Genomic DNA, 23,147 nt, shown 5'->3' on the forward strand with positions numbered 1-23,147 from the left:
ATGTACGACATGGCTTAAAAATTCTTCTAAATCCTGCTTCTAAATTGTATATGTAAGGTCGTAAAATAATGACATTTTGCACACCTATCTTATTCAATTCTTTGATGTCGATTTTGTAAAGAAGGTGGTTTTGTTTCATCTCGTTATTGCTTTTGTCATAACTTAAAGAAAATTGACAATATTCAAGGGGGGATGGATAGAGTGAAATTTGTTTTTACTTTTTCTAAACTCCACTAAAAGAGATAGTAAAAAGTAATGAGGAGGCTCTTTTAATGGATGATATTGAAAACAATGTTGCAGATGTTTTTGAAAAACAAGCAGCATTTTTATCGTCTGCTTTACCCTATATGCAAAAATATGAAAATGAGACGGTTGTTGTAAAATATGGCGGTCATGCTATGGGTGATCCTGCTTTGGGGCGTGCATTTGCGCGTGATATTGCTCTATTGAAGCAATCAGGCATTAACCCCGTTGTTGTTCATGGGGGAGGTCCTCAAATTGCTGAAATTTTGATGAAAATGGGGATTGAATCACGGTTTGAAAACGGTTTACGCGTCACCGATGAACGGATCGTTGAAGTGGTTGAAATGGTTTTGGCTGGCTCGATAAACAAGGAAATTGTCGCTCTCATTAATGCTGAAGGTGAGTGGGCAATAGGGCTATGTGGCAAAGATGGCAATATGGTTTTTGCCGAAAAGGCTTATAAAACTGTGATTGATCCTGATTCGCATATTGAACGTGTTTTAGATTTGGGATTTGTTGGTGAACCTGTTGAAGTTGATCGTACATTACTGGATCTTTTGGCATGTTCTGAAATGATTCCAGTTCTTGCTCCTGTAGCTCCAGGCCGCGATGGCAAGACCTATAATATTAATGCTGATATTTTTGCTGGGGCTATTGCCGGTGCATTAGAAGCCAAACGTCTTTTGTTTTTGACTGATGTTCCTGGTGTATTGGATAAAAAGGGTAAGATTTTAAAGGAATTGACAATTTCTGAAGCTGAAAATCTTCTCAAGAATGGAACGATTTCAGGGGGTATGATTCCCAAAATAGAAACTTGTATAAAAGCTCTTCAAAATGGTGTAGAAGGTGTAGTCATTTTAAATGGAAAAACCCCCCATTCTGTCTTACTAGAACTGTTTACTGAACAGGGAGCGGGAACGCTTATTGTTTCGTAAGATATACGAGATAAATTGGAGGATGAAGCCTTTCATGATTGATATCAAACAGTTGAAGCGCCCTTTATTCAGCCAACAGGAATTAGTGTTATTTTCTGCGACAATACTCTGGGGAATCACATTTCTAGTGATTCATATTGCAGTACGTTATAGTGGGCCTCTCTTTTTTGTTGGATTTCGTTTTATCGTTGCATCACTTATGTGTGGGGCGATTTTTTGGCGCTCTATGAAAGGTGTGACTGTTTATGAGATTTTTGCTGGTATGGCTATAGGGCTGGGGATGTTTCTTGGTTATGCTTTTCAAGCATCGGGGCTTCAAACGGTTATGAGTAGTCAATCGGCTTTTATTACAGCACTTTATGTCCCGATGGTTCCAATATTACAATGGATTATTTTTAAAAAACCCCCTCGTTTAACCAGTTGGGTTGGTATTACTTTTGCTTTTGTCGGGCTTATGTTTGTTTCAGGGCAAGGGGTAAATGGTTTTGATTTTTCGAGGGGTGAAATTCTCACTTTGCTAGGCGCCGTAGCAATTGCTGTGGAAATTATTCTGATTGGGCTTTTTGCTAGTAGGGTTGATAGTCGTCGTGTTACGATTATACAGTTATTTTTTGCTGGTCTTTTTTCCTTTTTCTGTATGCCTTTGATGGGTGAAAACATTCCTGCATTTTCATGGGTATGGTTGAGTGTTGGTATAGGATTGGCATTGATGAGTGCCATCATTCAATTGGCGATGAACTGGGCGCAAAAATCCGTTTCGCCGACGCGTGCAACACTCATTTATGCCGGTGAGCCTGTATGGGCTGGTATTGTTGGGCGTTTAGCTGGTGAGCATTTATCTCCTTTAGCTTTGTTGGGAGGAGGGCTTATTCTAATTGGAATTGTGGTCGCTGAGTTGCAACCTTCACAATGGCGTAAAAAAGATAAAGTGATGGAAAAAATTGATTAACTTTGCATCTTTTTTATTACGATTTTATTTCATGATATTTCCAAGGGATATAAGAAGAGTATTTTGGTATCTTCAATCATTGGTATTGAGTTGAGTAACTGAAAGCCTCATTTTTTATGCTATGAAGGTTGTGCTTCTAGAGTTCTTTTCGTTTTTGTTTTTTGAAAGGTTTTCAAAGAAACATAATTGGTCTTTGCGTTTTGTGCTATTCTTTGCTAAATCGCCTCATATGACAATAGATCGTAATTATATCCGTAATTTTTCCATTGTGGCGCATATTGATCATGGAAAGTCGACCTTAGCTGATCGTTTGATTCAAATGACAGGTGGGCTTGAGACACGAGAGATGAAAGAACAAGTGCTCGATTCCATGGATATTGAGCGCGAACGTGGAATTACTATTAAGGCGCAAACGGTACGTTTGCACTATAAAGCAAAAGATGGTGAAACTTACATTCTCAATCTTATTGATACGCCTGGTCATGTTGATTTTGCTTATGAGGTATCACGTTCATTGGCAGCATGTGAAGGTTCGCTTTTAGTAGTAGATGCAAGCCAAGGTGTAGAGGCGCAGACGTTAGCGAATGTTTATCAAGCTATTGATAATTCTCATGAACTGGTTGTTGTGCTCAATAAGGTTGATCTTCCAGCAGCAGAACCTGAGCGTGTTAAAGAACAAATTGAAGATGTAATCGGTATTGATACATCTGAAGCCGTGGAAATATCAGCAAAAACAGGTTTAGGTGTTCCTGATGTTTTAGAAGCAATTGTTACACAATTGCCCGCTCCGCGTACTGGTGATGTTAACAAGCCCTTAAAGGCAATGTTGGTTGATAGTTGGTATGATAGTTATCTTGGCGTCATCGTTTTGGTGCGGGTGATTGATGGTGTATTGAAAAAAGGACAAACTATTCGCATGATGGGTACGGGGGCAAAATATCCTGTTGAGCGCGTTGGTGTATTTACCCCCAAAATGGTGCAGGTTGATGATTTAGGACCAGGAGAGATTGGCTTTATAACAGCTTCTATCAAAGAAGTTGCTGATACACGGGTTGGTGATACCATTACTGAAGAGCGCCGTCCTTGTGAAGAGATGTTACCTGGTTTTAAACCTGCGCAACCGGTTGTCTTTTGTGGACTTTTTCCAATTGATGCCGCTGATTTTGATGATTTGCGTGCAGCCATGGGCAAATTGCGCTTAAATGATGCTAGTTTTTCTTTTGAAATGGAAACATCAGCGGCTTTAGGCTTCGGTTTTCGTTGCGGCTTTTTAGGACTCCTTCATCTTGAAATTATTCAAGAGCGATTGGAACGCGAATTTAATTTGGATTTAATCGCGACAGCACCCTCTGTTGTATATCGTATGAATATGAATGATGGTTCTGTCAAGGAATTACACAACCCAGCGGATATGCCTGATATTGTTAAAATTTCTTCTATTGAAGAACCATGGATTCGTGCAACAATTATGACGCCAGACGATTATCTTGGAGCCATTCTAGAACTTTGCCAAGAAAGGCGAGGGATACAGGTTGGTTTATCCTATGTTGGTACGCGTGCTATGGTAACATACGATTTGCCTTTAAATGAGGTCGTTTTTGACTTTTATGACCGTTTAAAATCAATTTCTAAGGGTTATGCTTCTTTTGATTATCAGATGATGGATTATTCGGAAGGAGATTTGGTTAAAATGTCTATTTTGGTGAATGGAGAGCCTATAGATGCATTGTCGATGCTTGTGCACCGCACGATTGCAGAAAAGCGCGGACGTTCACTGTGCGAAAAATTGAAAGACCTTATTCCTCAGCATATGTTTCAGATTCCAATTCAAGCAGCGATTGGTGGTAAAATCATTGCTCGTGAAACAATTCGTGCTTTGCGTAAAGATGTAACGGCTAAATGTTACGGTGGTGATGTGACGCGTAAGCGCAAACTTTTAGAAAAGCAAAAAGAGGGCAAAAAGCGGATGCGTCAATTCGGAAAAGTAGAAATTCCGCAGTCAGCCTTTATACAAGCGCTTAAAATGAGTAAATAGCAGAAAAAGAGGGAGTTATTCTCCCTCATTGATTGAACGTTTACGTTTTGTTTAGCTAAAGTTCTTTGAAGAGTGTTTTTTAATCACGCAAAAGATCATTAATAGATGTTTTTTCTCGTGTTTTTTGGTCAACACGTTTCACTATGACAGCACAGTAGAGGTTTGGACCTTGTTCACCGTTTGGTAGTGGTTTTCCGGGGAGAGAGCCTGGAACAACAACGGAATAGGCTGGTACTTCACCTATAAAAATTTCTCCTGTTGTACGATCAATAATCTTTGTGGATTTTCCAATAAAAACGCCCATTCCTAAAACAGCGCCTTCCCGGATAATGCAGCCTTCAACAATTTCAGAGCGTGCACCGATAAAGCAATGATCTTCAATAATCGTTGGATTTGCTTGCAGTGGTTCCAAAACACCTCCAATACCGACACCGCCAGAAAGATGGACTTGTTTACCAATCTGTGCACAAGAACCTACAGTGGTCCATGTATCAACCATTGTTCCTTCATCGATAAAAGCACCAAGATTTACAAAGGATGGCATCAATATGACGTTGGGAGCAACATAGGCAGAATGGCGTACTATCGCTCCGGGAACAGAACGGAAATTAGCTTTTTTAAAGTCAGTTTCTTGCCAACCAGAAAATTTCGAAGAGACTTTATCCCACCAATGTGTCCCATTTACTCCGCCGGCAATAATCTGCATAGGATTGAGCCGAAAAGAGAGAAGAACGGCTTTTTTTAACCATTGATGGACATGCCATTGTCCATTTTCTTGACGTTCCGCTACGCGGATTTCACCTTTATCGAGAAGGTTTAATGCATGTTCGACACTGTCACGAATTTCACCTTTTGTTGTGGTATTGATAGAATTGCGATCATCAAATGCTTTTTCGATAATCATTTCAAGTTGTGTGAGATTAGTCATGACCAGAGTTCCGTTAAACAAGTTGAAAGCTTCAAGATTTATTTCTTATGACCTACGCTAAGAAATGTGTTCAGTCAATAAAACGGTTAGCTAGCAAGATAAGCGCATAAGAAAGGCTATAGAGAAAAAGATGGAAAAAGAAAAAAAGAGTTGGTGTGCATTTCTCCATGCAAAGGAAGCAATACAAGAGATATGTGAAGTTCCTGATACACCACAATTGCGTTCACCTACTTACCGTTTAGCTTATATCGATCAGGATTTTATGATGCGTCCTGAATTACGTTCACAACGTATTGGTCTTGAATTTTTAAAACCAGAAATAGCTCTTCAGGAGTGTGATATTCAATCAACTGTTGTTTTATTTGGTGGCGCCCGTATTCCCAAATCTGGGCAAGTAGCATGGGCAGCAAGAAATGAAACGCAAAAGAAAAATTTGCATGGTATGTCACATTATTATGATGAAGCGAGAGAGTTTGCGCGTTTGTGCTCACGCTATTCTGCCACAACTGAGTATCGCGAATTTGTGGTTGTCACAGGGGGAGGCCCAGGAGTAATGGAAGCAGGAAATCGTGGTGCTGCTGATGTTGGTGCACCAACGATAGGTTTGAATGTTGTTTTACCACATGAGCAAGAACCAAATCCTTATGTAAGTCCGCATTTATGTTTTAATTTTCATTATTTGGGGATGCGTAAAATGCATTTTTTAATGCGGGCGAAAGCGTTGGCAATTTTCCCTGGAGGATTTGGTACTTTGGATGAGTTATTTGAGACGTTAACTTTGATACAAACAGGACGTATGAAGCGGGTCCCGATTTTCCTGTTTGGTAAAGAGTTTTGGGACAATGTTATCAATTTTAATTATTTATCTGCGCAAGGTACGATTTCCCCTTCGGATATTGATCTTATGACATTTGTCGATACAGCGGCGGAAGCTTTTGAACAAATTCGTTCCTTTTATAAGCTTACTTAACAGCTTTTGAGGAAGTAATTTTTACAGGACAATGGGCAGGCAGTTAATAGTCAACTTGTATCAAATATAGTCCTGAGGGAGGGGCGACCATGGCACAGCGTGTACGGTCTTTAGCATGGAGCGCTGCTTCAAGATCTTGAGCTGTCCAACGTCCAATGCCAATTTGCATGAGGCTTCCTGCAAATGAACGGATTTGATGATGAAGAAAAGAGCGAGCTTGTGCATAGAGGAAAATCTCTTCTCCTTCTCTTTGCACATCTAAGCGGTCAAGGGTGCGAATAGGGCTTTTGGCTTGGCAATGGGCTGAGCGGAAAGTGGTAAAATCATATTGTCCTACGAGTTTTTGCGCAGCTTCATGCATGGCTTCAGCGTTGAGGGGTTTTGGTATCCACCATACGCGTTTAGCGTTTAGAGCTGGTGGTGAGCGGCGATTGAGAATTTTAAAAAGATAATGGCGTTTAATTGCAGAAAATCGTGCATCAAAGCTATCGGGGACGTTTTCTACATTTAAAATCGAAATATCTTCACTCTGTTTTTGCAAATGCGCATTGAGTGCATCGCGTACAGTATGTGTATGCCAAGTTTTTTCAAAATCAACATGCGCAACTTGCCCCATAGCGTGTACACCAGCATCAGTTCGACCAGCTGTGGTGATGGTTAGTTGTTGTCCACTAAAGCAAAAAATGGCTTGCTCAAGAGCTCCTTGTACAGTGCGCAGCTCTGTTTGACGCTGCCAGCCAGCATAATTTGAACCATCATATTCAAGAGTGAGTTTAAAACGTGGCATATTAAAAAATAGCAGAAATATGAGCGCCTCGCAAAAATGTTGCGCATTCAAGAACTTTACCACCCGATCTTTGCAGATGGGTTATTTCAAGACGCCCTTGTCCACAATGGATAATCAAAGAATCTGGTTCTATTCGACCGATTTCAAGAGAAGGCCCCTTTGTGAGACGACTTCCAAGAATTTTTACGCGCTCTTCTCGACCACCTATATTCATGTTGCACCAGCAACCAGGAGAGGGAAAAAATGCACGGATATGCCTATGAATAAATTCTGCAGGTTTTGTCCAATCAATGCGTGTTTCTTCTTTTTTAATTTTGGAAGCATAGCTTATGCCTTCCTCTGATTGCGGAGTAAGTTTAAGTTGGCCTTTTTCAAGAACCGATAAAGTTTCTACCATAAGTTCTGCGGCTATATGTGAAAGCTTGTTTGAAAGTTCACCAGCGGTAGTGTTATCAGTGATGGGAATAGAATGAGAAAAAGCGATAGGCCCTGTATCAAGTCCTTCATCCATTTTCATAATCATGACCCCTGTTTCTTTATCACCAGCCATAATGGCACGCTGAATAGGCGCAGCACCACGCCAACGTGGTAAGAGTGAAGCATGAGCATTAAAACAACCAAAACGCGGTGTTTCAAGAATAGCTTTAGGTAAGAGGAGCCCATAGGCAACAACAACGGCAGCATCAACACAAAGTGCTGCAAATTGCGCTTGTTGTTCGGCTGTTTTAAGCGTTTGAGGTGTGAAGACAGGAATAGATTTTTCTTCTGCTGCAATTTGAACAAGTGAGGGAATCAATTTAAGACCACGACGTCCTGCTGGGCGAGGGGGTTGACTGTAAACAGCAACAATATCATGCCCCGCATCTAACAAAGCCTGTAAAATAGGAACAGAAAAACGCGGTGTTCCCATAAAACTTAATCGTAATGCCATTACAAAATTGCATCCTGTGCATTTTTTTCTTTTGCGCGTTTTTTAAATTTTCGTATCACCATATCGCGTTTGATTTTTGAAATGTGATCAATAAAAAGGCAACCATTTAAATGATCAATTTCGTGCTGTAAGCAAGTAGCCAAGAGATCATCTGCTTCGATTTCTGTCTGCTTCCCTTCGCGATCTTGATAGCGAACACAGAGGCATTTAGGACGTTCAACTTCTGCAAAATATTCAGGAATAGAAAGACAACCTTCTTTGCAAATATTGTGTTCCTCTGAAAGCCATAAGACTTCAGGGTTGATAATAACAAGTGGATTTTTTTGGGTATCATTTCTGGAGACATCTATAACCAACATGCGCAGCGGTATACCAATCTGAATAGCGGCAAGTCCAATGCCTTGGGCATTATACATAGTCTCCAGCATATCATCAGCAAGCGTTTGAAGAGCTGAATCAATATGTTCAACGGGCTTGGAAACTTCCCGTAAAATCGGGTCAGGTAAAGTGATTAAAGATCTAATTGGCATGCGTACAGATTAATCAATGGTTTATTATAGGTCAATATTGAATAGCAGATTCTTACGCTTTTTTACGATAAGAGCGTTATATTACTTTTCATGTTTGATTCGTTTTTTTCTTTTACGCTATGTGGTGAGTCTTTTGCTAAATTGATGGTACTGCTTTTCTTTGTACTCATTTGCTTAGCATTTTTTATGCTAATACGGTCTCATCGAAAGAAGACACTTTTGGAAAGTGAAATTGCTGAACGTGCTCGTGAAGCACAAATGCAGATGGCTGCATTGCTGAAGACACAAGCTGAAATGCAGGGACGGATGCAGACTATGGCGGAAATTTTTGGTCAGAGGCAGGCTGAATTGAATAAGTCGCTTAGTGAGCAACTCAATGGGATGACGGCCAATTTGGGTCAAACGCTTCAGGTACAGACCAAATCTACTTATGAAAATTTGAATCGTTTGCAAGAGCGTTTAGCAGTAATTGATGCTGCGCAAAATAATATTCAGTCACTTACGGGACAGGTTGTTCAATTGCAGGCCATTCTAAGCAATAAACAGACGCGTGGTACTTTTGGTCAGGGACGGATGGAAGCAATTATTGCCGATGCCTTACCAGCTAATGCCTATGCGTTCCAAGCAGTTCTTTCAAATGGAAAGCGCCCCGATTGTCTCATTCACATGCCAAATAAAACACCTTCTCTTGTTGTTGATGCTAAATTTCCTCTGGAGGCTTGGAATGCTATGCGTAAAGCAACATCAGCGCAAGAGCGTCAGGAGGCAGAACGCCAATTTCGTACTGATATGGAAGTTCATATTCGTGATATTGCGCAGAAATATTTAATTCCTGGAGAAACACATGATACTGCTTTTCTCTTTGTGCCATCGGAGTCTATTTTTGCAACAATTTATGAAGATTTTGAGCCATTAGTACAAAAAGCTAATCGGGCACATGTGATTATTGTATCGCCGTCTTTGTTGATGCTATCTATTCAAGTTGTACAAACTATTATGAAAGATGCGCGGATGCGTGAGCAAGCACATTTGATCCAGTCGGAAGTAGCAAAATTGATGGAAGATTTTGGACGAATGGATACGCGTGTTCGCGCACTACAAAAGCATTTTTACAAAGCCGGTGAAGATATAGAAGCGATTTTAATATCATCTTCCAAAATTATGAAGCGGGCTAATCGCATTGAAACTTTTGAATTACAAGAAAAGGATTCTATACCAAAACAAATGACAGCTCCTTCTGTTCAGTCTCAAACATTACGTTTGACTGATGAAGAATAAAGCAAGTCTTATAATACAAGCAAGAGTTCTTTATTGATTAGTAATAATTTTTTAGTATCTATATCTCATTAGTTTCCTAATGAGAGGAAGAGAGAATATGCGACACCTTTTGTTTTTAGGAGCATTGGTGTTTTTGCTAGTGGGATGTGCAACAAGTCGTCCTCTCTATACAAACAACGCTTGCGCTATTTTAGCGCAAAAAAATGGTTTTTTTGATAATTGGGGAAAGGCTTCTAAACACGCAGAAATGCGCTACGGGATTCCCGTATCTATTATTCTTGCAACCATTAAGATGGAGTCGAATTTTCGCCATAATGCACGTCCTCCACGCAAAAAGCTGTTTGGTTTTATTCCGTGGAAACGTCGGTCGACAGCATATGGTTATTCTCAAGCGCTTGACAGTACATGGGCAACGTATCTCCATTCCACAGGAAGGTCTTTTGCATGGCGTACTAATTTTGCAGATGCCGCTGATTTTGTTGCTTGGTATCATCGCCAAAGTGTTCAACGTAATGGTGTGAGGTCTGATGATGCTTATAGCCTTTATTTAAATTATCATATGGGACATGGTGCTTATGCGCGAAGTAAGGGGTATATAACCGGTGCAGTTACACAAGCAGCACAGCGTATGGCAAGCATGTCTAGACAATATGAGCAGCAATTAAAGGCATGTGGGCGACATTAAGGGAAGATTATAAAAATATCTAAATCAAGAATTGGATTATTCTGGTAACTTATTCAAGTGTAGAATTTGTCCTGCTTTAAATAAACATGGGGAGTTTTTCTGTTTGCACTAATTAACGAAGTCTAGGCAATCGGAATTTTTTACAATGCAATGCGTTGAGAGTGTTATAGTAAGGATATTTTCATGAGAATTTTTGTTTGAAAGGATAATACGGTATCAAGAGGTAAAAAGTTCAACATAAAATTTTGCTAATAATATATAAAATAGCATTAATGAGAAAAACTCTCTCTTTAACAAAAACAAAACAGCAGAGTATAAAAGAAAAATCAGATACCATTAAAAGATTGATAGTCTAAAAGGATAAAGTGGAGTTAAACGCAACCGTATTTCTTTATTGAAATAAACGACATCCTTTAAATTGGAATGATTTGCTTCCAATTTATCCATAAAAAGACTTACAGCATACCTTATCAGGCAAGATCGGCAGAGCTTAATAAAAATACCCAATTATTTTCGTCAAACAATCTAGTGCAGAGTTACAATTTGTAATTCATGTTCATCGGCCCCTGCAAGAGCAATAGCGCGTTCATCGGATAAAATAATCGGATAACCTGTTTCACCAAAAAGAGCCCATACTGTAATGCCTGGGGTCATTGGTGGAAGATCTGGAAAGTTTTTAGCCAAATCATCTGTACAAACCTTTTTTAAATAAGCGATCTGTCCTACTTCAGAATAGGATGTGTTTTGCAACGAGAAGTTTTGTTTATGCTCTCCCATTTCATTGCTCCTTTACGCCTTAACCTTGTATTACGCACTACTACTTACTTTGATTGGAATCTGCTTTATTTGTTTTCTTGGTTTTGGTTGGTGTAGGTTAATTGATAAGAGACCATTTTTCAACTCGGCATTTGTGACGTGCATTCCTTCAGCGAGAACAAAGATACGTTGGAATTGACGTGCAGCTATACCACGATATAAATATTGATGATTTTGGTTGTCTGTTTGCTTACCGTGAATGATCAATTGATTGTCGTCGAGCGAGACGCTAAGATCATTGATTTTAAATCCAGCAACAGCCAAAGTTATACGTATATGGCTTGCCTCATCGTTTTTGTGTAAACGCTCAATATTATAGGCTGGGTAAGCCTCATCAGCTTTACCAATACGTTGTAATATTTTTTCTACCGTTTCAAATCCTAAAAGAAAGGGATTGGAGAAAGGCGTCACATGTGTCATTGTGCGTATCCTCTTCAAAGCAACTTTACTTGACCAAATTCTAAAAAAGGCGTTTGCTGCATCTCTTTCATATGGCGAGCGTGGATGCTAACTTCAAGAGAGAAGATAAGAGAGTTCAATAACTCAAGGAACAATACAATTGTCAAAGGCGCAAAGATCTTCTGGAGTGTTATACAGTGAAGACGAAATTGCAGAAATATTTCGCCGTTTTTCTGTTCAACGCCCGATTCCCAAGAGTGATCTTATTTATACCAATGTTTTTACTCTTTTGATTGCGGTTGTTCTTTCGGCTCAAGCGACAGATGCCAGCGTCAATAAAGCGACAAAAGAATTATTTCGCCTTGCTGATCAACCCAAAAAAATGGTTGCATTAGGAGAAGAAGAAATTGCACGTCACATCCGTGCAATTGGTCTTTGGCGAGCAAAAGCGCGCAATGTTTACGCGCTTTGCAACTTTTTAATTGATCAATATGGTGGTCAAGTGCCTGATAATCGTGAAGCACTTATGAGACTTCCTGGAGTGGGGCGTAAAACGGCTAATGTTGTTTTGAATATTGCTTTTGGGCAGCCTACATTGGCGGTAGATACACATATTTTTCGTCTTGGGAACCGTCTTGGTTTAGCGCTCGGCAACACACCAGAGATTGTCGAAGAAAAGTTGCTAAAGATTATACCGGCTCGTTATCTTCGTCATGCGCATCATTGGCTCATTTTACATGGGCGTTATATTTGCCAAGCGCGTAAAGTACAATGTACGCAATGCATCATTGCTGATTTGTGTAAAGCAGCAATTAAAACAAATGCAATTCCAGCACCGTTGGTTGAAGTTCAAGGGAATGGACCTCCGATTTTTTGTTGATATGATCTTGCTATTTTGTGTATACTGTCTTATGAAAACACTGTTAGAACCGCCCGGCAGGGCATGCCGTGGCTGTTTAGGTGCTTTTTCGAGCGTTGGTCCGCTGGAATGGATAAGATATATGGAGTAGCAAAATGCCCAAGATGAAGACCAAATCATCCGCTAAAAAGCGGTTCAAAATCACTGCGTCAGGCAAAGTTAAAGTAGCAGCTGCAGGCAAACGCCACGGCATGATTAAACGTTCCAATAAGTTTATTCGTGATGCTCGTGGAACAATGGTTCTGACTGAGCAAGATGCTAAAAAAGTCATTCAGCATTATTTGCCGAATAGCCTTTAAGCTTTACGCTTTTGATTTTTAGGAGAATATTACATGGCACGTGTAAAAAGAGGTGTTACAGCGCACGCTAGACACAAAAAGGTTTTGAAACAAGCTGAAGGTTTTTACGGTCGTCGTAAAAATACCATTCGTGCGGCTAAAGCAGCGGTTGATCGCTCAAAACAATACGCTTATCGTGATCGCAAAAATAGGAAACGGACCTTCCGTGCTTTGTGGATTCAAAGAATCAATGCGGCTGTTCGCGCAGAAGGCTTGACCTATGGGCGCTTTATTGACGGCTTGTCAAAAGCAGGTATTGAGATTGATCGTAAGGTTCTTTCAGATATAGCAGTCCACGAATCAGCAGCATTTTCTGCTTTAGTGGCTTCCGCGAAGAAGGCTTTGGAATATTTGAAAGATACAACGCCTAATGCTTTTGAAGGCGCTGTCAAATAAGCCAGTCGTGTTCTCTTAAAGCATTTATTTATTCGGGATCCCGTACTGGTTATTGCTAGTGCGGGTTTTTTTTATTCAGAAAAATAGGCAAAAAATATGAACGATATTGAGCGTCTGGAACAGGAAATTTGTTTAGCTTTAGAAGCAGCGAGTGATGAACAAGCGCTTGAAACAGTGCGCGTTGCGGCGTTAGGCAAAAAAGGCAGTATCTCTGAAAAATTAAAAACATTAGGAAAGATGAGTGTCGAAGAACGCCAAAAAGTTAGTCCAGCTCTTAATGGCTTAAAAAATCGCGTTTTAGAATTATGGGCGCAAAGGCGAGATCTTCTTAGGCGCCAAGCAATGGATGCACGTCTTTCTAGCGAAACGGTTGATGTAAGTTTGCCTGTTCGTTCTTCACCTTTAGAACGGGGGCGTATTCATCCAATCTCACAAGTGATTGAAGAAATTATAGCTATTTATACAAAGATGGGTTTTTCACTTGCTGAGGGACCAGATATTGAAACAGATTATTATAATTTTACAGCATTGAATTTTCCTGAAGGTCATCCAGCGCGTGAGATGCATGATACCTTCTTTTTTGATGCTGACAAAGCGGGAGAACGGAAATTATTGCGCACCCATACATCACCCGTGCAAATCCATACGATGGAAAAGCAAAAACCGCCAATACGCATCATTATTCCTGGAAAAACGTACCGCATGGATTCGGATGCTACGCATTCGCCAATGTTTCATCAGGTAGAAGGTCTTGTGATTGATAAAACCTCGACCATTGCACATATGATGTGGCTTCATGAGACTTTTTGTAAAGCTTTTTTTGAAGTTTCTTCTGTAAAGATGCGTTTTCGTCCATCTTATTTTCCTTTCACCGAACCATCTATGGAGGTGGATATTCAGTGTGACCGTTCTGGTTCAGAAGTAAGATTTGGTGAAGGACAGGATTGGCTGGAAATCTTAGGATGCGGAATGGTGCATCCTCATGTATTAAAAAATGTTGGTTTTGATCCCGATGAGTATCAAGGTTTTGCATGGGGAATGGGCATTGATCGTATTGCCATGTTAAAATACGGCATGCCTGATTTGCGGGCTTTTTTTGATGCTGATCTACGTTGGTTAGATCATTATGGTTTTCGTTATTTTGACATGCCTGCTTTTTTTCCAGCTTAAGCAATGTGTGATCTTGTCACAGTTTTCACGTGAGGTTTTAAAATGAAATTTACATTGTCGTGGGTAAAAGATCACTTAGAAACAGATGCGTCTTTGATTGAAATTTGCGATAAATTAACGGCTATTGGTCTTGAGGTTGATCATGTGGATGACCGTTCTTGCCTAAAAGGTTTTGTGATTGCAAAAGTTTTGACGGCAATGAAACATCCTGATGCAGATAAATTACAGGTTTTATCGGTAGATATGGGGTCTGGTACGCCTATGCAAATCGTGTGTGGCGCACCAAATGCACGTGCTGGACTTGTTGGTGTTCTTGCCTTGCCAGGCACTTACGTACCTGGACTTGATGTAACGTTATCTGTAGGCAAAATTCGCGGTATTGAGAGTTTTGGGATGATGTGTTCACCAGCGGAGCTTGAATTGTCCAATGAGCATGACGGGATTATAGAGCTTCCAGAAGATGCACCTATTGGAGGTTCGTTTGCGGCTTATGCGGGTTTAGATGATCCAGTAATTGATATTGGTTTGACACCAAACCGTTCTGATTGCACTGGTGTTCGGGGTATTGCGCGTGATCTAGCTGCTGCTGGAATTGGACGATTAAAAGAATTGTCTTTGCCACAATTTGATACTCCTTTTGAAACGCCGCTTCATGTTTCTTTAGATTTTTCGCAAAGTCCATCGTTATGTTTAGGCTTTGCTTGGCGTGAGGTTCGCAATGTCCAAAATGGTGTATCACCGCAATGGATGCAACAGCGTTTAAGTGCGATTGGTTTAAGACCGATTAATGCGCTGGTTGATATGACCAATTACATAAGTTTTGATCTTGGACGTCCTCTTCATGTTTTTGATGCGGATAAGATTAAAGGAAATTTGACTGTGCGGCGTGGTCGTGAAGGGGAAAGCTTGCAGGCGCTTAATGGAAAGATCTATAATTTGGGCGTTAACGATTGTGTCATTGCAGATGAAGAGGGTGTTGTTTCGATTGCTGGTATTATGGGAGGTGAAAGAACCAGTTGTGATGAGACGACACGTCACGTTATTATTGAATCGGCGCTTTGGGATTCAAAGAGCATTGCGCAGACGGGTCGTGCATTAGGGCTTATCAGTGATGCACGTTATCGGTTTGAACGGGGTGTTGATTCTGCTTTTATGGAAAAAGGACTTGAGATTGCAACAGAATTGGTCTTACGTCTTTGCGGTGGTGAAGGTTCAAAAGCGAATATAGTTGGTTATCAGCAGCCAGAAATCAAACAGATCGCTTTTCCTTTTTCTGAAATTAAACGCTTGACAAATTTGGAAATAGAGCGTGCGCAAGCCATCACTATTTTGACACGGCTTGGATTTGGCACTGAAGGGGAAGGAGATGTGGTAACGGTTAAAGTGCCAACATGGCGCCCCGATATTGCCGGTAAAGCTGATTTAGTGGAAGAAGTGATGAGAATTTATGGGCTAGATGCGATTAAGCCCATACCGTTAGAAAGTTTTGCAGAGGAAAAAGAACAAGTTTTAACCTGTTCGCAGATTCGCTCACGTTTTGCTCGTTTGGCTTTAGCAAATCGTGGTATGAAGGAGGCTGTGACATGGTCTTTTATTTCTGAAAGTCAGGCACTTGCTTTTGGGGGTGGTCAACCACAGCTTAAATTAGCCAATCCTATTGCTACTGATATGTCAGTAATGCGTCCTTCTCTTTTACCTGGTTTGCTTATGGCGGCACAGCGAAATGCTGATCGTGGTTTTCCAGATTTTGCATTATTTGAAGTTTCCAGCGTCTACGAAGGTGATACATCCGATAAACAGCAGCGCGTTGCTGGTGGAATTCGCCGTGGAACAGAGCAATTTGAAGGAGCAGGGCGCTTTTGGAATGGCAACGCAGTAGCAGTTGATGTTTTTGATGCCAAAGCGGATGCATTAGCTGTTTTAGAAGCATGTGGTATAGATATCAGCAAGGTACAAATTGAGGTTGGGGCACCGCATTGGTATCATCCTGGTCGTTCAGGAGTCATAAAGCTTGGATCAAAGATTATTCTTGGTTTTTTTGGTGTTTTTCATCCTGCTACATTAGAGAAATTAGATGTCAGTGGTCCTTTATGCGGTTTTGAAATTTTTCTTGATCGAATTCCAGAGCCAAAGAAAAAGGCAACAAAAAGCCGTCCTCCTTTGAAACTCTCTCCTTTTCAAATGGTGCGACGTGATTTTGCATTTATTGTTGATAAAACGGTTGCTTCCTCTCTTATCGTCCGTGCAGCAAGCGGAGCAGATAAAAAACTTATTCATTCAGTGCAGGTTTTTGATCTTTTTGAAGATTCAAGTCTTGGTGAAGGTAAAAAATCTGTCGCGATTGAAGTAGCTATTCAACCCATTGAACGTACTTTAACCGATGAAGATTTGGAAGAGCTTGCTTTGAAAGTCGTAGAAAATGTTACCAAGACGACAGGTGCATATTTGCGCCGTTAAGTATTATTCTCTTCTATCAAATTATTTTATAAAGCGGGAGCACTTTTGAGTGCTCCTTTATTTTTTGGCATTTAGAGTTTTTAGAGATTTTTGGAAGATGGTTTCAAGTAGATCTTCTTTAAATATCAGCCTTTTTCAAGGCGAAGAAGACAATTTTTAAATAACTGAAAAAGTTACTCTTTTGTATAAATCCTTCATTGCAAAGGTAGAGGAGAGCTGCTATTGCTAAATAGTAATGCAAATCATTGGCAATAAAGAGAGATTCAATGAATATAAAAACGTTTTTTACTATAGTTTTGGGAAGTATCATTTTTCTTGCACCTAACTCAGTTTTGTGTGCGGGTAAATTTAAAGCTGTTACGACATTCACTATCATTGCTGATATGGCGCGCAATGTAGCAGGTGATGCCGCTGATGTAGAATCAATCACCAAGCCAGGTGCTGAAATTCATGAATATCAGCCTACGCCTCGCGATCTTATGCGTGCACAAGGAGCAAATCTTATATTGTGGAATGGGTTAGAGTTGGAGCTTTGGTTTGAAAAGTTTTTTCAAAATATCAAGGATATTCCAAGTGTCGTTGTTTCAGAAGGTGTTGTGCCGATTAAAATTGGTGAGGGGCCTTTTAGTGGTAAGCCAAATCCTCATGCATGGATGTCACCAACCTCTGCTTTGATTTACGTTGATAATATTCGCGACGCTTTTGTAAAGTACGATCCTGAGCATGCTGCTATTTATAAAGAAAATGCCGAAATTTATAAGCAGAAGATTCGCGCAACGATTGATCCAATTAGGGCAGAATTGGAAGCAGTGCCGGAGGATAAGCGTTGGCTTGTGACCAGTGAAGGTGCATTTAGCTATTTGGCGCGTGATTTTAATCTGAAAGAACTTTATCTTTGGCCAATTAATGCTGATCAGCAAGGGACACCGCAGCAAGTTAAGCATGTTATTGACATGGTTCGCAAATACAATATCCATGCAGTTTTTTCTGAAAGCACCATTTCTCCAGCGCCGGCTAAACAGGTAGCAAGAGAAACTGGAGCTAAATACGGTGGTGTTCTTTATGTTGATTCTCTGAGTGAGAAAAATGGTGAGGTACCAACTTATATTGATTTGTTACGTGTTACAAGCGGGCGTATTAGCGATGCCTTATTAGATGGAGTAAAAGGTCAATGACGGGATCTGGAATATTTGCCCAAGGGGTAACAGTAACTTATCGTAATGGACATACTGCTTTACGCGAAGTGAATTTTGAGAGTCCAACAGGTTCCATTACGGCATTGGTTGGCGTTAATGGATCAGGTAAGTCAACATTATTTAAAGCTATTATGGGATTTGTACAACCTTCAAAGGGAAAAATTCGCATTTTTGGTTTACCTGTTGACACGGCTTTGAAACAAAACCTTATTGCGTATGTTCCTCAGAGTGAGGATGTTGATTGGAATTTTCCTGTTCTCGTTGAAGATGTTGTCTTGATGGGGCGGTATGGCCACATGAATTTTTTTCGCTATGCGCGGGCACGAGATTATGAGGCTGTCCGTGTTGCATTAGAACGCGTCGATATGTTGCCATTTGCCAAGCGCCAAATTGGAGAGCTTTCTGGTGGGCAGAAAAAGCGTGTTTTTCTAGCACGGGCTCTTGCACAGCAGGCAAAAGCTATTTTATTGGATGAGCCGTTTACAGGGGTTGATGTCACTACAGAAGATAAAATCATCGCTTTATTGCAAGACCTACGTAAAGAAGGCGCAATAATATTGGTTTCTACCCATAATTTAGGATCTGTTCGTGAATTTTGTGATCATACGGTCTTAATAAAAGGAACGGTTTTGGCTTCTGGGTTAACAGAAATTGTCTTTACACAGAAAAATCTTGAAGAAACTTTTGGTGGCGCTTTGCACCATCATATTTTTGATCTTCAAGGCGCAAAAAAAAATGATGTTTGTACAGGGAGCAAAAAACCTCTCGTTCGTGAAACTACTCAAAGTATGGAGCATGTCGCATGATTTCTTGGTTACTTGAGCCGCTGAGTTATCAATATATGATTAATGCGATGTGGGTTTCGGGATTGGTTGGGTGTGTTTGCGCCTTTCTTTCTGCTTTTTTGATGTTGAAAGGTTGGTCGCTCATTGGTGACGCGCTTTCCCATTCGATTGTACCTGGGGTAGCGGGGGCTTATCTCTTAGGGTTCCCTTTTTCGCTTGGAGCTTTTTTTTCTGGTGGACTTGCTGCAGCAGCGATGCTGTTTTTTAACCAACGAACAAAGCTGAAAGAAGATACCATTATTGGTCTTATTTTTTCGTCCTTTTTTGCTTTTGGATTGTTTCTCAAATCTTTAAAACCGATGGCTGTTAATATTGATACGATTGTCTTGGGAAATATTTTAGCAGTCAGTTCATCAGATATTATACAACTAGCTTTTATTGGTTTTTTTTCTTTGCTCATATTGCTTTTGAAGTGGAAAGATCTCCTTGTTTCTTTATTTGATGAGACGCACGCGCGCGCTATTGGGTTAAACGTAAAGTTTTTAAAGATTCTTTTCTTCACACTGCTTGCTGCTTGCACTGTTGCTGCCATGCAAACAGTTGGAGCATTCTTGGTCATTTGTCTTGTTGTGACACCAGGGGCAACAGCTTATCTTTTAAGTGACCGTTTTGTAAACATTTTGGTTATTGCAGTTGTGATTGGAACATTCACAAGCGTATTGGGGGTGTATGTGAGTTATTTTTTGAATGCGCAAACAGGTGGTGTTGTGGTACTTTTTCAAGCATTTCTGTTTATTTTAGCTTTTATTTTTGCTCCTAAGCACGGGTTTATTGCAGCGCGCTTACGTATAAAAGCGGCAAAAAGAGGGGTGATGATATCATGATTGACCAATTACTCCTTCCTTTTCAGTTTTCTTTTATGCTTAAAGGCATGGTTATAGTCCTTATCTTATCTGTTCCTATGGCGCTGCTTTCTTGTTTTCTTATTTTGAAAGGATGGGCGCTTTTAGGGGATGCAATCTCCCATGCGGTTTTTCCTGGTGTTGTGCTTGGTTATATGGCGACGCCGTTGGTGATAACACTTTTGACTTCTTTGCCATTTGTTTGGTTTCAGCAAGTGCGTCCAGAGAATGTTACGATGACTTTGATTGCTTGTGGTGCTTTTATTGCAGGTATGGTTTGTGCTCTTGTGACGGGTTTTTTAGGGAGCAATAGCCGTATCAAGCAGGATACGGTGATGGGTGTTGTTTTTTCGTCTATGTTTGGTTTGGGGCTTGTTTTGGCAACATCTATTTATAGTAGCTTAGACTTAAATCATATTCTCTTTGGTAATCTCTTGGGTGTTAACTTGCTTGATATTATGCAGACGGCGATAATTTCTGCTGCTGTTACCCTTATTTTAGGAGCAAAATGGCGTGATTTTATGCTGTACATTTTTGATTCTGTTCAAGGTCGTGCAATGGGATTGCGAATATCGGTTCTCCACTATACCCTTTTAACGATGATTTCTCTCACTATTGTTGCGGCTTTGAAAGCTGTTGGAATTGTTCTCGTTATTTCTTTATTAATAGCGCCGGGAGCGATTGCTTATCTTATCACGAAGCGATTTTCTTTTATGTTAATAATCGCTGTGTTTGTCGCGGCTATTTCGGGTTTTTTGGGAATTTATCTAAGCTTATTCATTGGTTCCGATTCTGCTTCTACGATTGTATTGATTTTAACACTGATTTTTATTGCTATTTTTATGTCGATTTTCTTTCGTCGAAACACGATTCAGGAAATTTAAGAGCAACAAAATTTATTGCATAACAGCAATGCATTTTTGTAGGTTGTCTCTAATGGTTGTTTTAAATAGAGAGCAGAGTGCTAGGTTATTTTCCTCCTAATATCTAGCAGATGGGTGCAGCATTTTCTCCCCCCCACGCTGCATTCGTAATTAGAAGGCTGCATTGATTTATTCTGCAGCCTTTTTATTTTGGGGTTTTCTAAAAATTTTTTCTTATTGCTTGAAAACTGTGAAATGATCATCATATTGCGTAGACTATTTTATGCTTTGGAAGAAATTGTCACCGAAAATACGCTTGCCAATGAAGTGGTATTAAGCCTGTGGTTGTGCGCTAAAGCCTTTGAAAAGCAAGGGGGTAATGGTGGTTTCTCGTAGAGGAAAGTGATGCTAGAGGATGAAAAAAAAATTTAAAATATCTCACCCTTTGCGCATTTGTATTTATATAGTGGGTTGGACAATGGTTGTATTGGGTATTATCGGTATAGTATTACCTATTATGCCAACGGTGCCTTTTTTATTAGTTGCTTCATGGTGTTTTGCTCGTTCATCGCCACGTTTTCATAATTGGCTGCATAATCACCGCATTTTCGGTCCACCTATTAAGCAATGGGAGGAAAAGCGGGTCATTCCACTATTTTTAAAAGTTTTTGCGGTGGCGAGTATGGCGGGTGGTTTTTTATCTTTTTTGGTGATAGCACATCCTGCGTTGTGGTTTGCCTTGTTAGTTATGGCTGTTGTGCTGTTGATTGCCATTTATATTGTTACACGTCCGTCTTCATAATTGCAGGAATAAAAGGCTTTATGAGCCCAGCGCTCTTTTTACCTTTATGGATTCCTTGGAGCTATTAATAGAGAAGTTTTTACCTCCAAATTTTAGGATAACATCTCTATGTTAAGAATGTAATTAGCCGATAAGCTTTTTGAGAGTGTTATAAATTGTATATTCATTGGCGAGAATGATATGCTTGTGAAATGATCTTAGCAGCACAGAGAGTTATAAACGAATACTTTAATCAAGAGTTCGTAAAATTACTTTGATTGATAAGGATGATCACATTCACAATATAATGGAGGCATTATTTGTGTGTGTTAAGAGTGATAAGGCCGTATCTGCTCTTGATATCGATCAATGATGAATTTCATAGCTGTTTGTTTTTAATTTTATACAACTAATGGATAAATTAAGTCCTCATAGGTTTGAGAATACATTTTTCATTAGCGAAAAAATTGAGATAACGTTGTATTTCTTGCGGTTCACCGGTGTTTTTTTCGGGATTATCAGAAAGCTTTACCGCCGGTCGACCGTTAGCATGGGTGACCTTGCAGACAAGGGAAGGAGCATCAAAGGTTGCAATTTCTTGAGGCGCACAGCCTGCAAAATCATTGGTAAGATCTGTTCCCCATCCAAAAATCATGCGCACTCTCCCATGGAAATGGTGATAGGTTTTTTCAATCGTATTGACATCAAGTGCATCAGAAAAAATCAACAATTTTTCGCGTGGGTCTTTTCCTTTTTCTTTCCACCATGTGATAATGCGTTCGCCGCCCTCTATAGGGGGAGCACTATCGGGTCTGAAACCTGTCCAATCAGCGACCCAGTCTGGTGCATTGCGTAAAAATGCTTCTGTGCCAAAGGTATCAGGCAAAACAATGAGAAGATTTCCACCATAATAACGATTCCAATCTTGCAAGACTTGATAAGGTGCTTTGCACAATTCGTTATCATTATTGGTGAGAGCGGCAATGACCATAGGCAATTCATGTGCATTGGTACCAAGAGCTTCTAAATCTGTATCCATAGCAAGAAGGACATTGGAGGTTCCTGTAAAAGCATTGCCAATACCTTCCTTTAATGCTTCAACACACCAGCGTTGCCATAAAAAAGAATGACGACGTCTTGTACCAAAGTCGGATATTCTAATATCAGGAAATTTCTTAAGACGTTCAACTTTACTCCATACTTTTGCTTTAGCACGCGCATAAAGCACATCGAGTGCAAAACGGCCTAAGTTTTTCAGAGCAGCCCGTGAACGTAATTCACTGATAATAGCCAAAGCAGGGATTTCCCACATGGAACTATGGGTCCACGGACCATGGAAATGAAGGATATATTGACCATCTTTACGGGTGAGTTCATATTCTGGCAGTTGAAAATTCTCAAGCCAATGAAGAAAATCTGCTGTGAAAATCTGCTTGCGTCCATAAAATGTATTACCAGCGAGCCAGATCATTTCTTTTTTCGTAAAGCGCAGACTAAGAGCGTGATCAAGTTGAGCACGCAATTCACCTTCATCAATATCATCGGCAAGACGTATTGTTTTATTGCGGTTTATGAGGGAGAAAGTAACATTTACATTGGGGTAAAGTCCCCAAATCATCTGTACCATAAGAAGCTTATAAAAATCCGTATCGAGAAGTGAACGAATAATAGGATCAAGTTTCCAAGTATGATTGTAAACACGCCTCGCAATATCTGGATGATTCATAACCCATTTTCTTTCAGTCTCGTAGAATCTAAAATTATTATGCACCAATATGGTCAATATAGGGAATACAGAAAATATGACAATTCTGTGACTTTGAGCAAGAATAAAAAAGCTTGTTATTTTTTCTG

Annotated in this window: 24 protein-coding genes; 17 read left to right on the forward strand and 7 right to left on the reverse strand. The window is 40.1% G+C overall.

Translation table 11 applies throughout. The features are described 5' to 3' along the window. The first annotated feature begins 272 nt into the window (after window positions 1-272). The 3 genes from argB (at window position 273) to lepA (ending at window position 4,162) form a co-directional block, all read left to right on the forward strand. Window positions 273-1,178: an acetylglutamate kinase gene (gene argB / locus ABD915_RS01640; protein ID WP_345114240.1), complete on the forward strand. Its 906-nt coding sequence runs from the start codon at window positions 273-275 to the stop codon at window positions 1,176-1,178. Window positions 1,179-1,212: 34 nt separating this feature from the next. Beyond that, window positions 1,213-2,127, forward strand: a complete 915-nt coding sequence (locus tag ABD915_RS01645; protein ID WP_345114242.1) for a DMT family transporter — start codon at window positions 1,213-1,215, stop codon at window positions 2,125-2,127. A 229-nt stretch (window positions 2,128-2,356) separates the two neighbouring features. After that, entirely contained in the window at window positions 2,357-4,162 is a 1,806-nt protein-coding gene (gene lepA / locus ABD915_RS01650; protein WP_345114245.1) for a translation elongation factor 4, read from the forward strand. A gap of 79 nt (window positions 4,163-4,241) precedes the next feature. On the opposite strand, the gene dapD is transcribed toward lepA, so the two are convergent. Further along, window positions 4,242-5,090 carry a 2,3,4,5-tetrahydropyridine-2,6-dicarboxylate N-succinyltransferase gene (dapD, locus tag ABD915_RS01655; RefSeq protein ID WP_345114248.1) on the reverse strand — a complete coding sequence of 283 codons (849 nt, stop codon included), beginning with the start codon at window positions 5,088-5,090 and terminating at the stop codon, window positions 4,242-4,244. A gap of 130 nt (window positions 5,091-5,220) precedes the next feature. Here dapD and ABD915_RS01660 point away from each other — a divergent pair, with 130 nt between their 5' ends. Then, window positions 5,221-6,060: an LOG family protein gene (locus ABD915_RS01660; RefSeq protein ID WP_425548172.1), complete on the forward strand. Its 840-nt coding sequence runs from the start codon at window positions 5,221-5,223 to the stop codon at window positions 6,058-6,060. Between the two features lie 43 nt (window positions 6,061-6,103). Here the strand turns inward: ABD915_RS01660 and truA are convergent, their stop codons facing one another. The 3 genes from truA to def are packed head-to-tail and all read right to left on the reverse strand — an operon-like array spanning window position 6,104 to window position 8,308. Next, window positions 6,104-6,847, reverse strand: a complete 744-nt coding sequence (truA, locus tag ABD915_RS01665) for a tRNA pseudouridine(38-40) synthase TruA (protein WP_345114251.1) — start codon at window positions 6,845-6,847, stop codon at window positions 6,104-6,106. A gap of 1 nt (window position 6,848) precedes the next feature. Next, window positions 6,849-7,778: a methionyl-tRNA formyltransferase gene (gene fmt / locus ABD915_RS01670; RefSeq protein ID WP_345114254.1), complete on the reverse strand. Its 930-nt coding sequence runs from the start codon at window positions 7,776-7,778 to the stop codon at window positions 6,849-6,851. Beyond that, entirely contained in the window at window positions 7,778-8,308 is a 531-nt protein-coding gene (def, locus tag ABD915_RS01675) for a peptide deformylase (RefSeq protein WP_345114257.1), read from the reverse strand. Before def ends, fmt begins: the two co-directional genes overlap by 1 nt. A 90-nt stretch (window positions 8,309-8,398) precedes the next feature. Between def and ABD915_RS01680 the strand changes: the two genes are divergently transcribed. Together ABD915_RS01680 and ABD915_RS01685 are read left to right on the forward strand one after the other, a co-directional pair. After that, complete coding sequence (locus ABD915_RS01680) at window positions 8,399-9,586, forward strand: DNA recombination protein RmuC (protein ID WP_345114260.1); 1,188 nt, start codon at window positions 8,399-8,401, stop codon at window positions 9,584-9,586. 97 nt (window positions 9,587-9,683) lie between these two features. Beyond that, complete coding sequence (locus tag ABD915_RS01685; protein WP_345114263.1) at window positions 9,684-10,271, forward strand: transglycosylase SLT domain-containing protein; 588 nt, start codon at window positions 9,684-9,686, stop codon at window positions 10,269-10,271. 525 nt (window positions 10,272-10,796) lie between these two features. Here ABD915_RS01685 and ABD915_RS01690 read toward each other — a convergent pair. Then, window positions 10,797-11,048, reverse strand: a complete 252-nt coding sequence (locus ABD915_RS01690) for a BQ00720 family protein (protein WP_345114266.1) — start codon at window positions 11,046-11,048, stop codon at window positions 10,797-10,799. Window positions 11,049-11,078: 30 nt separating this feature from the next. Next, window positions 11,079-11,507 carry an Hsp20 family protein gene (locus ABD915_RS01695; RefSeq protein ID WP_345114268.1) on the reverse strand — a complete coding sequence of 143 codons (429 nt, stop codon included), beginning with the start codon at window positions 11,505-11,507 and terminating at the stop codon, window positions 11,079-11,081. A 118-nt stretch (window positions 11,508-11,625) separates the two neighbouring features. Here ABD915_RS01695 and nth point away from each other — a divergent pair, with 118 nt between their 5' ends. The 11 genes from nth (at window position 11,626) to ABD915_RS01750 (ending at window position 21,314) form a co-directional block, all read left to right on the forward strand. Further along, a complete protein-coding gene (gene nth / locus ABD915_RS01700; protein WP_345114427.1) occupies window positions 11,626-12,366 on the forward strand; it encodes an endonuclease III in 741 nt (246 codons plus the stop codon). A 134-nt stretch (window positions 12,367-12,500) separates the two neighbouring features. Then, the gene (rpmI, locus tag ABD915_RS01705) at window positions 12,501-12,704 is read left to right on the forward strand and encodes a 50S ribosomal protein L35 (RefSeq protein ID WP_345114270.1); all 204 of its coding nucleotides are present in this window, start codon (window positions 12,501-12,503) and stop codon (window positions 12,702-12,704) included. Window positions 12,705-12,737: 33 nt separating this feature from the next. Then, window positions 12,738-13,139, forward strand: coding sequence for a 50S ribosomal protein L20 (rplT, locus tag ABD915_RS01710; RefSeq protein ID WP_345114273.1), 402 nt, complete (start codon window positions 12,738-12,740; stop codon window positions 13,137-13,139). 96 nt (window positions 13,140-13,235) lie between these two features. Continuing rightward, entirely contained in the window at window positions 13,236-14,309 is a 1,074-nt protein-coding gene (gene pheS / locus ABD915_RS01715; protein WP_345114275.1) for a phenylalanine--tRNA ligase subunit alpha, read from the forward strand. Window positions 14,310-14,351: 42 nt separating this feature from the next. Further along, window positions 14,352-16,766: a phenylalanine--tRNA ligase subunit beta gene (gene pheT / locus ABD915_RS01720; protein ID WP_345114278.1), complete on the forward strand. Its 2,415-nt coding sequence runs from the start codon at window positions 14,352-14,354 to the stop codon at window positions 16,764-16,766. Window positions 16,767-17,032: 266 nt separating this feature from the next. Then, window positions 17,033-17,941: a metal ABC transporter substrate-binding protein gene (locus ABD915_RS01725; RefSeq protein ID WP_345114281.1), complete on the forward strand. Its 909-nt coding sequence runs from the start codon at window positions 17,033-17,035 to the stop codon at window positions 17,939-17,941. Next, on the forward strand, window positions 17,938-18,768 hold the full coding sequence (locus tag ABD915_RS01730; RefSeq protein ID WP_345114284.1) for a manganese/iron ABC transporter ATP-binding protein: 831 nt from the start codon (window positions 17,938-17,940) through the stop codon (window positions 18,766-18,768). Before ABD915_RS01725 ends, ABD915_RS01730 begins: the two co-directional genes overlap by 4 nt. After that, entirely contained in the window at window positions 18,765-19,631 is an 867-nt protein-coding gene (locus ABD915_RS01735) for a metal ABC transporter permease (protein ID WP_345114287.1), read from the forward strand. The genes ABD915_RS01730 and ABD915_RS01735 overlap by 4 nt, the downstream gene beginning before the upstream one ends. Beyond that, a complete protein-coding gene (locus ABD915_RS01740; RefSeq protein ID WP_345114289.1) occupies window positions 19,628-20,533 on the forward strand; it encodes a metal ABC transporter permease in 906 nt (301 codons plus the stop codon). The genes ABD915_RS01735 and ABD915_RS01740 overlap by 4 nt, the downstream gene beginning before the upstream one ends. Window positions 20,534-20,767: 234 nt before the next feature. Continuing rightward, the gene (locus ABD915_RS01745; RefSeq protein WP_345114292.1) at window positions 20,768-20,908 is read left to right on the forward strand and encodes a hypothetical protein; all 141 of its coding nucleotides are present in this window, start codon (window positions 20,768-20,770) and stop codon (window positions 20,906-20,908) included. 19 nt (window positions 20,909-20,927) lie between these two features. Beyond that, window positions 20,928-21,314, forward strand: a complete 387-nt coding sequence (locus ABD915_RS01750; RefSeq protein ID WP_345114295.1) for a YbaN family protein — start codon at window positions 20,928-20,930, stop codon at window positions 21,312-21,314. Between the two features lie 400 nt (window positions 21,315-21,714). Here ABD915_RS01750 and pncB read toward each other — a convergent pair whose 3' ends face one another. Continuing rightward, the gene (gene pncB / locus ABD915_RS01755; protein ID WP_345114297.1) at window positions 21,715-23,019 is read right to left on the reverse strand and encodes a nicotinate phosphoribosyltransferase; all 1,305 of its coding nucleotides are present in this window, start codon (window positions 23,017-23,019) and stop codon (window positions 21,715-21,717) included. Window positions 23,020-23,147 lie beyond the last annotated feature (128 nt).

Source organism: Bartonella jaculi (assembly GCF_039543045.1).
Lineage (GTDB): Bacteria > Pseudomonadota > Alphaproteobacteria > Rhizobiales > Rhizobiaceae > Bartonella > Bartonella jaculi.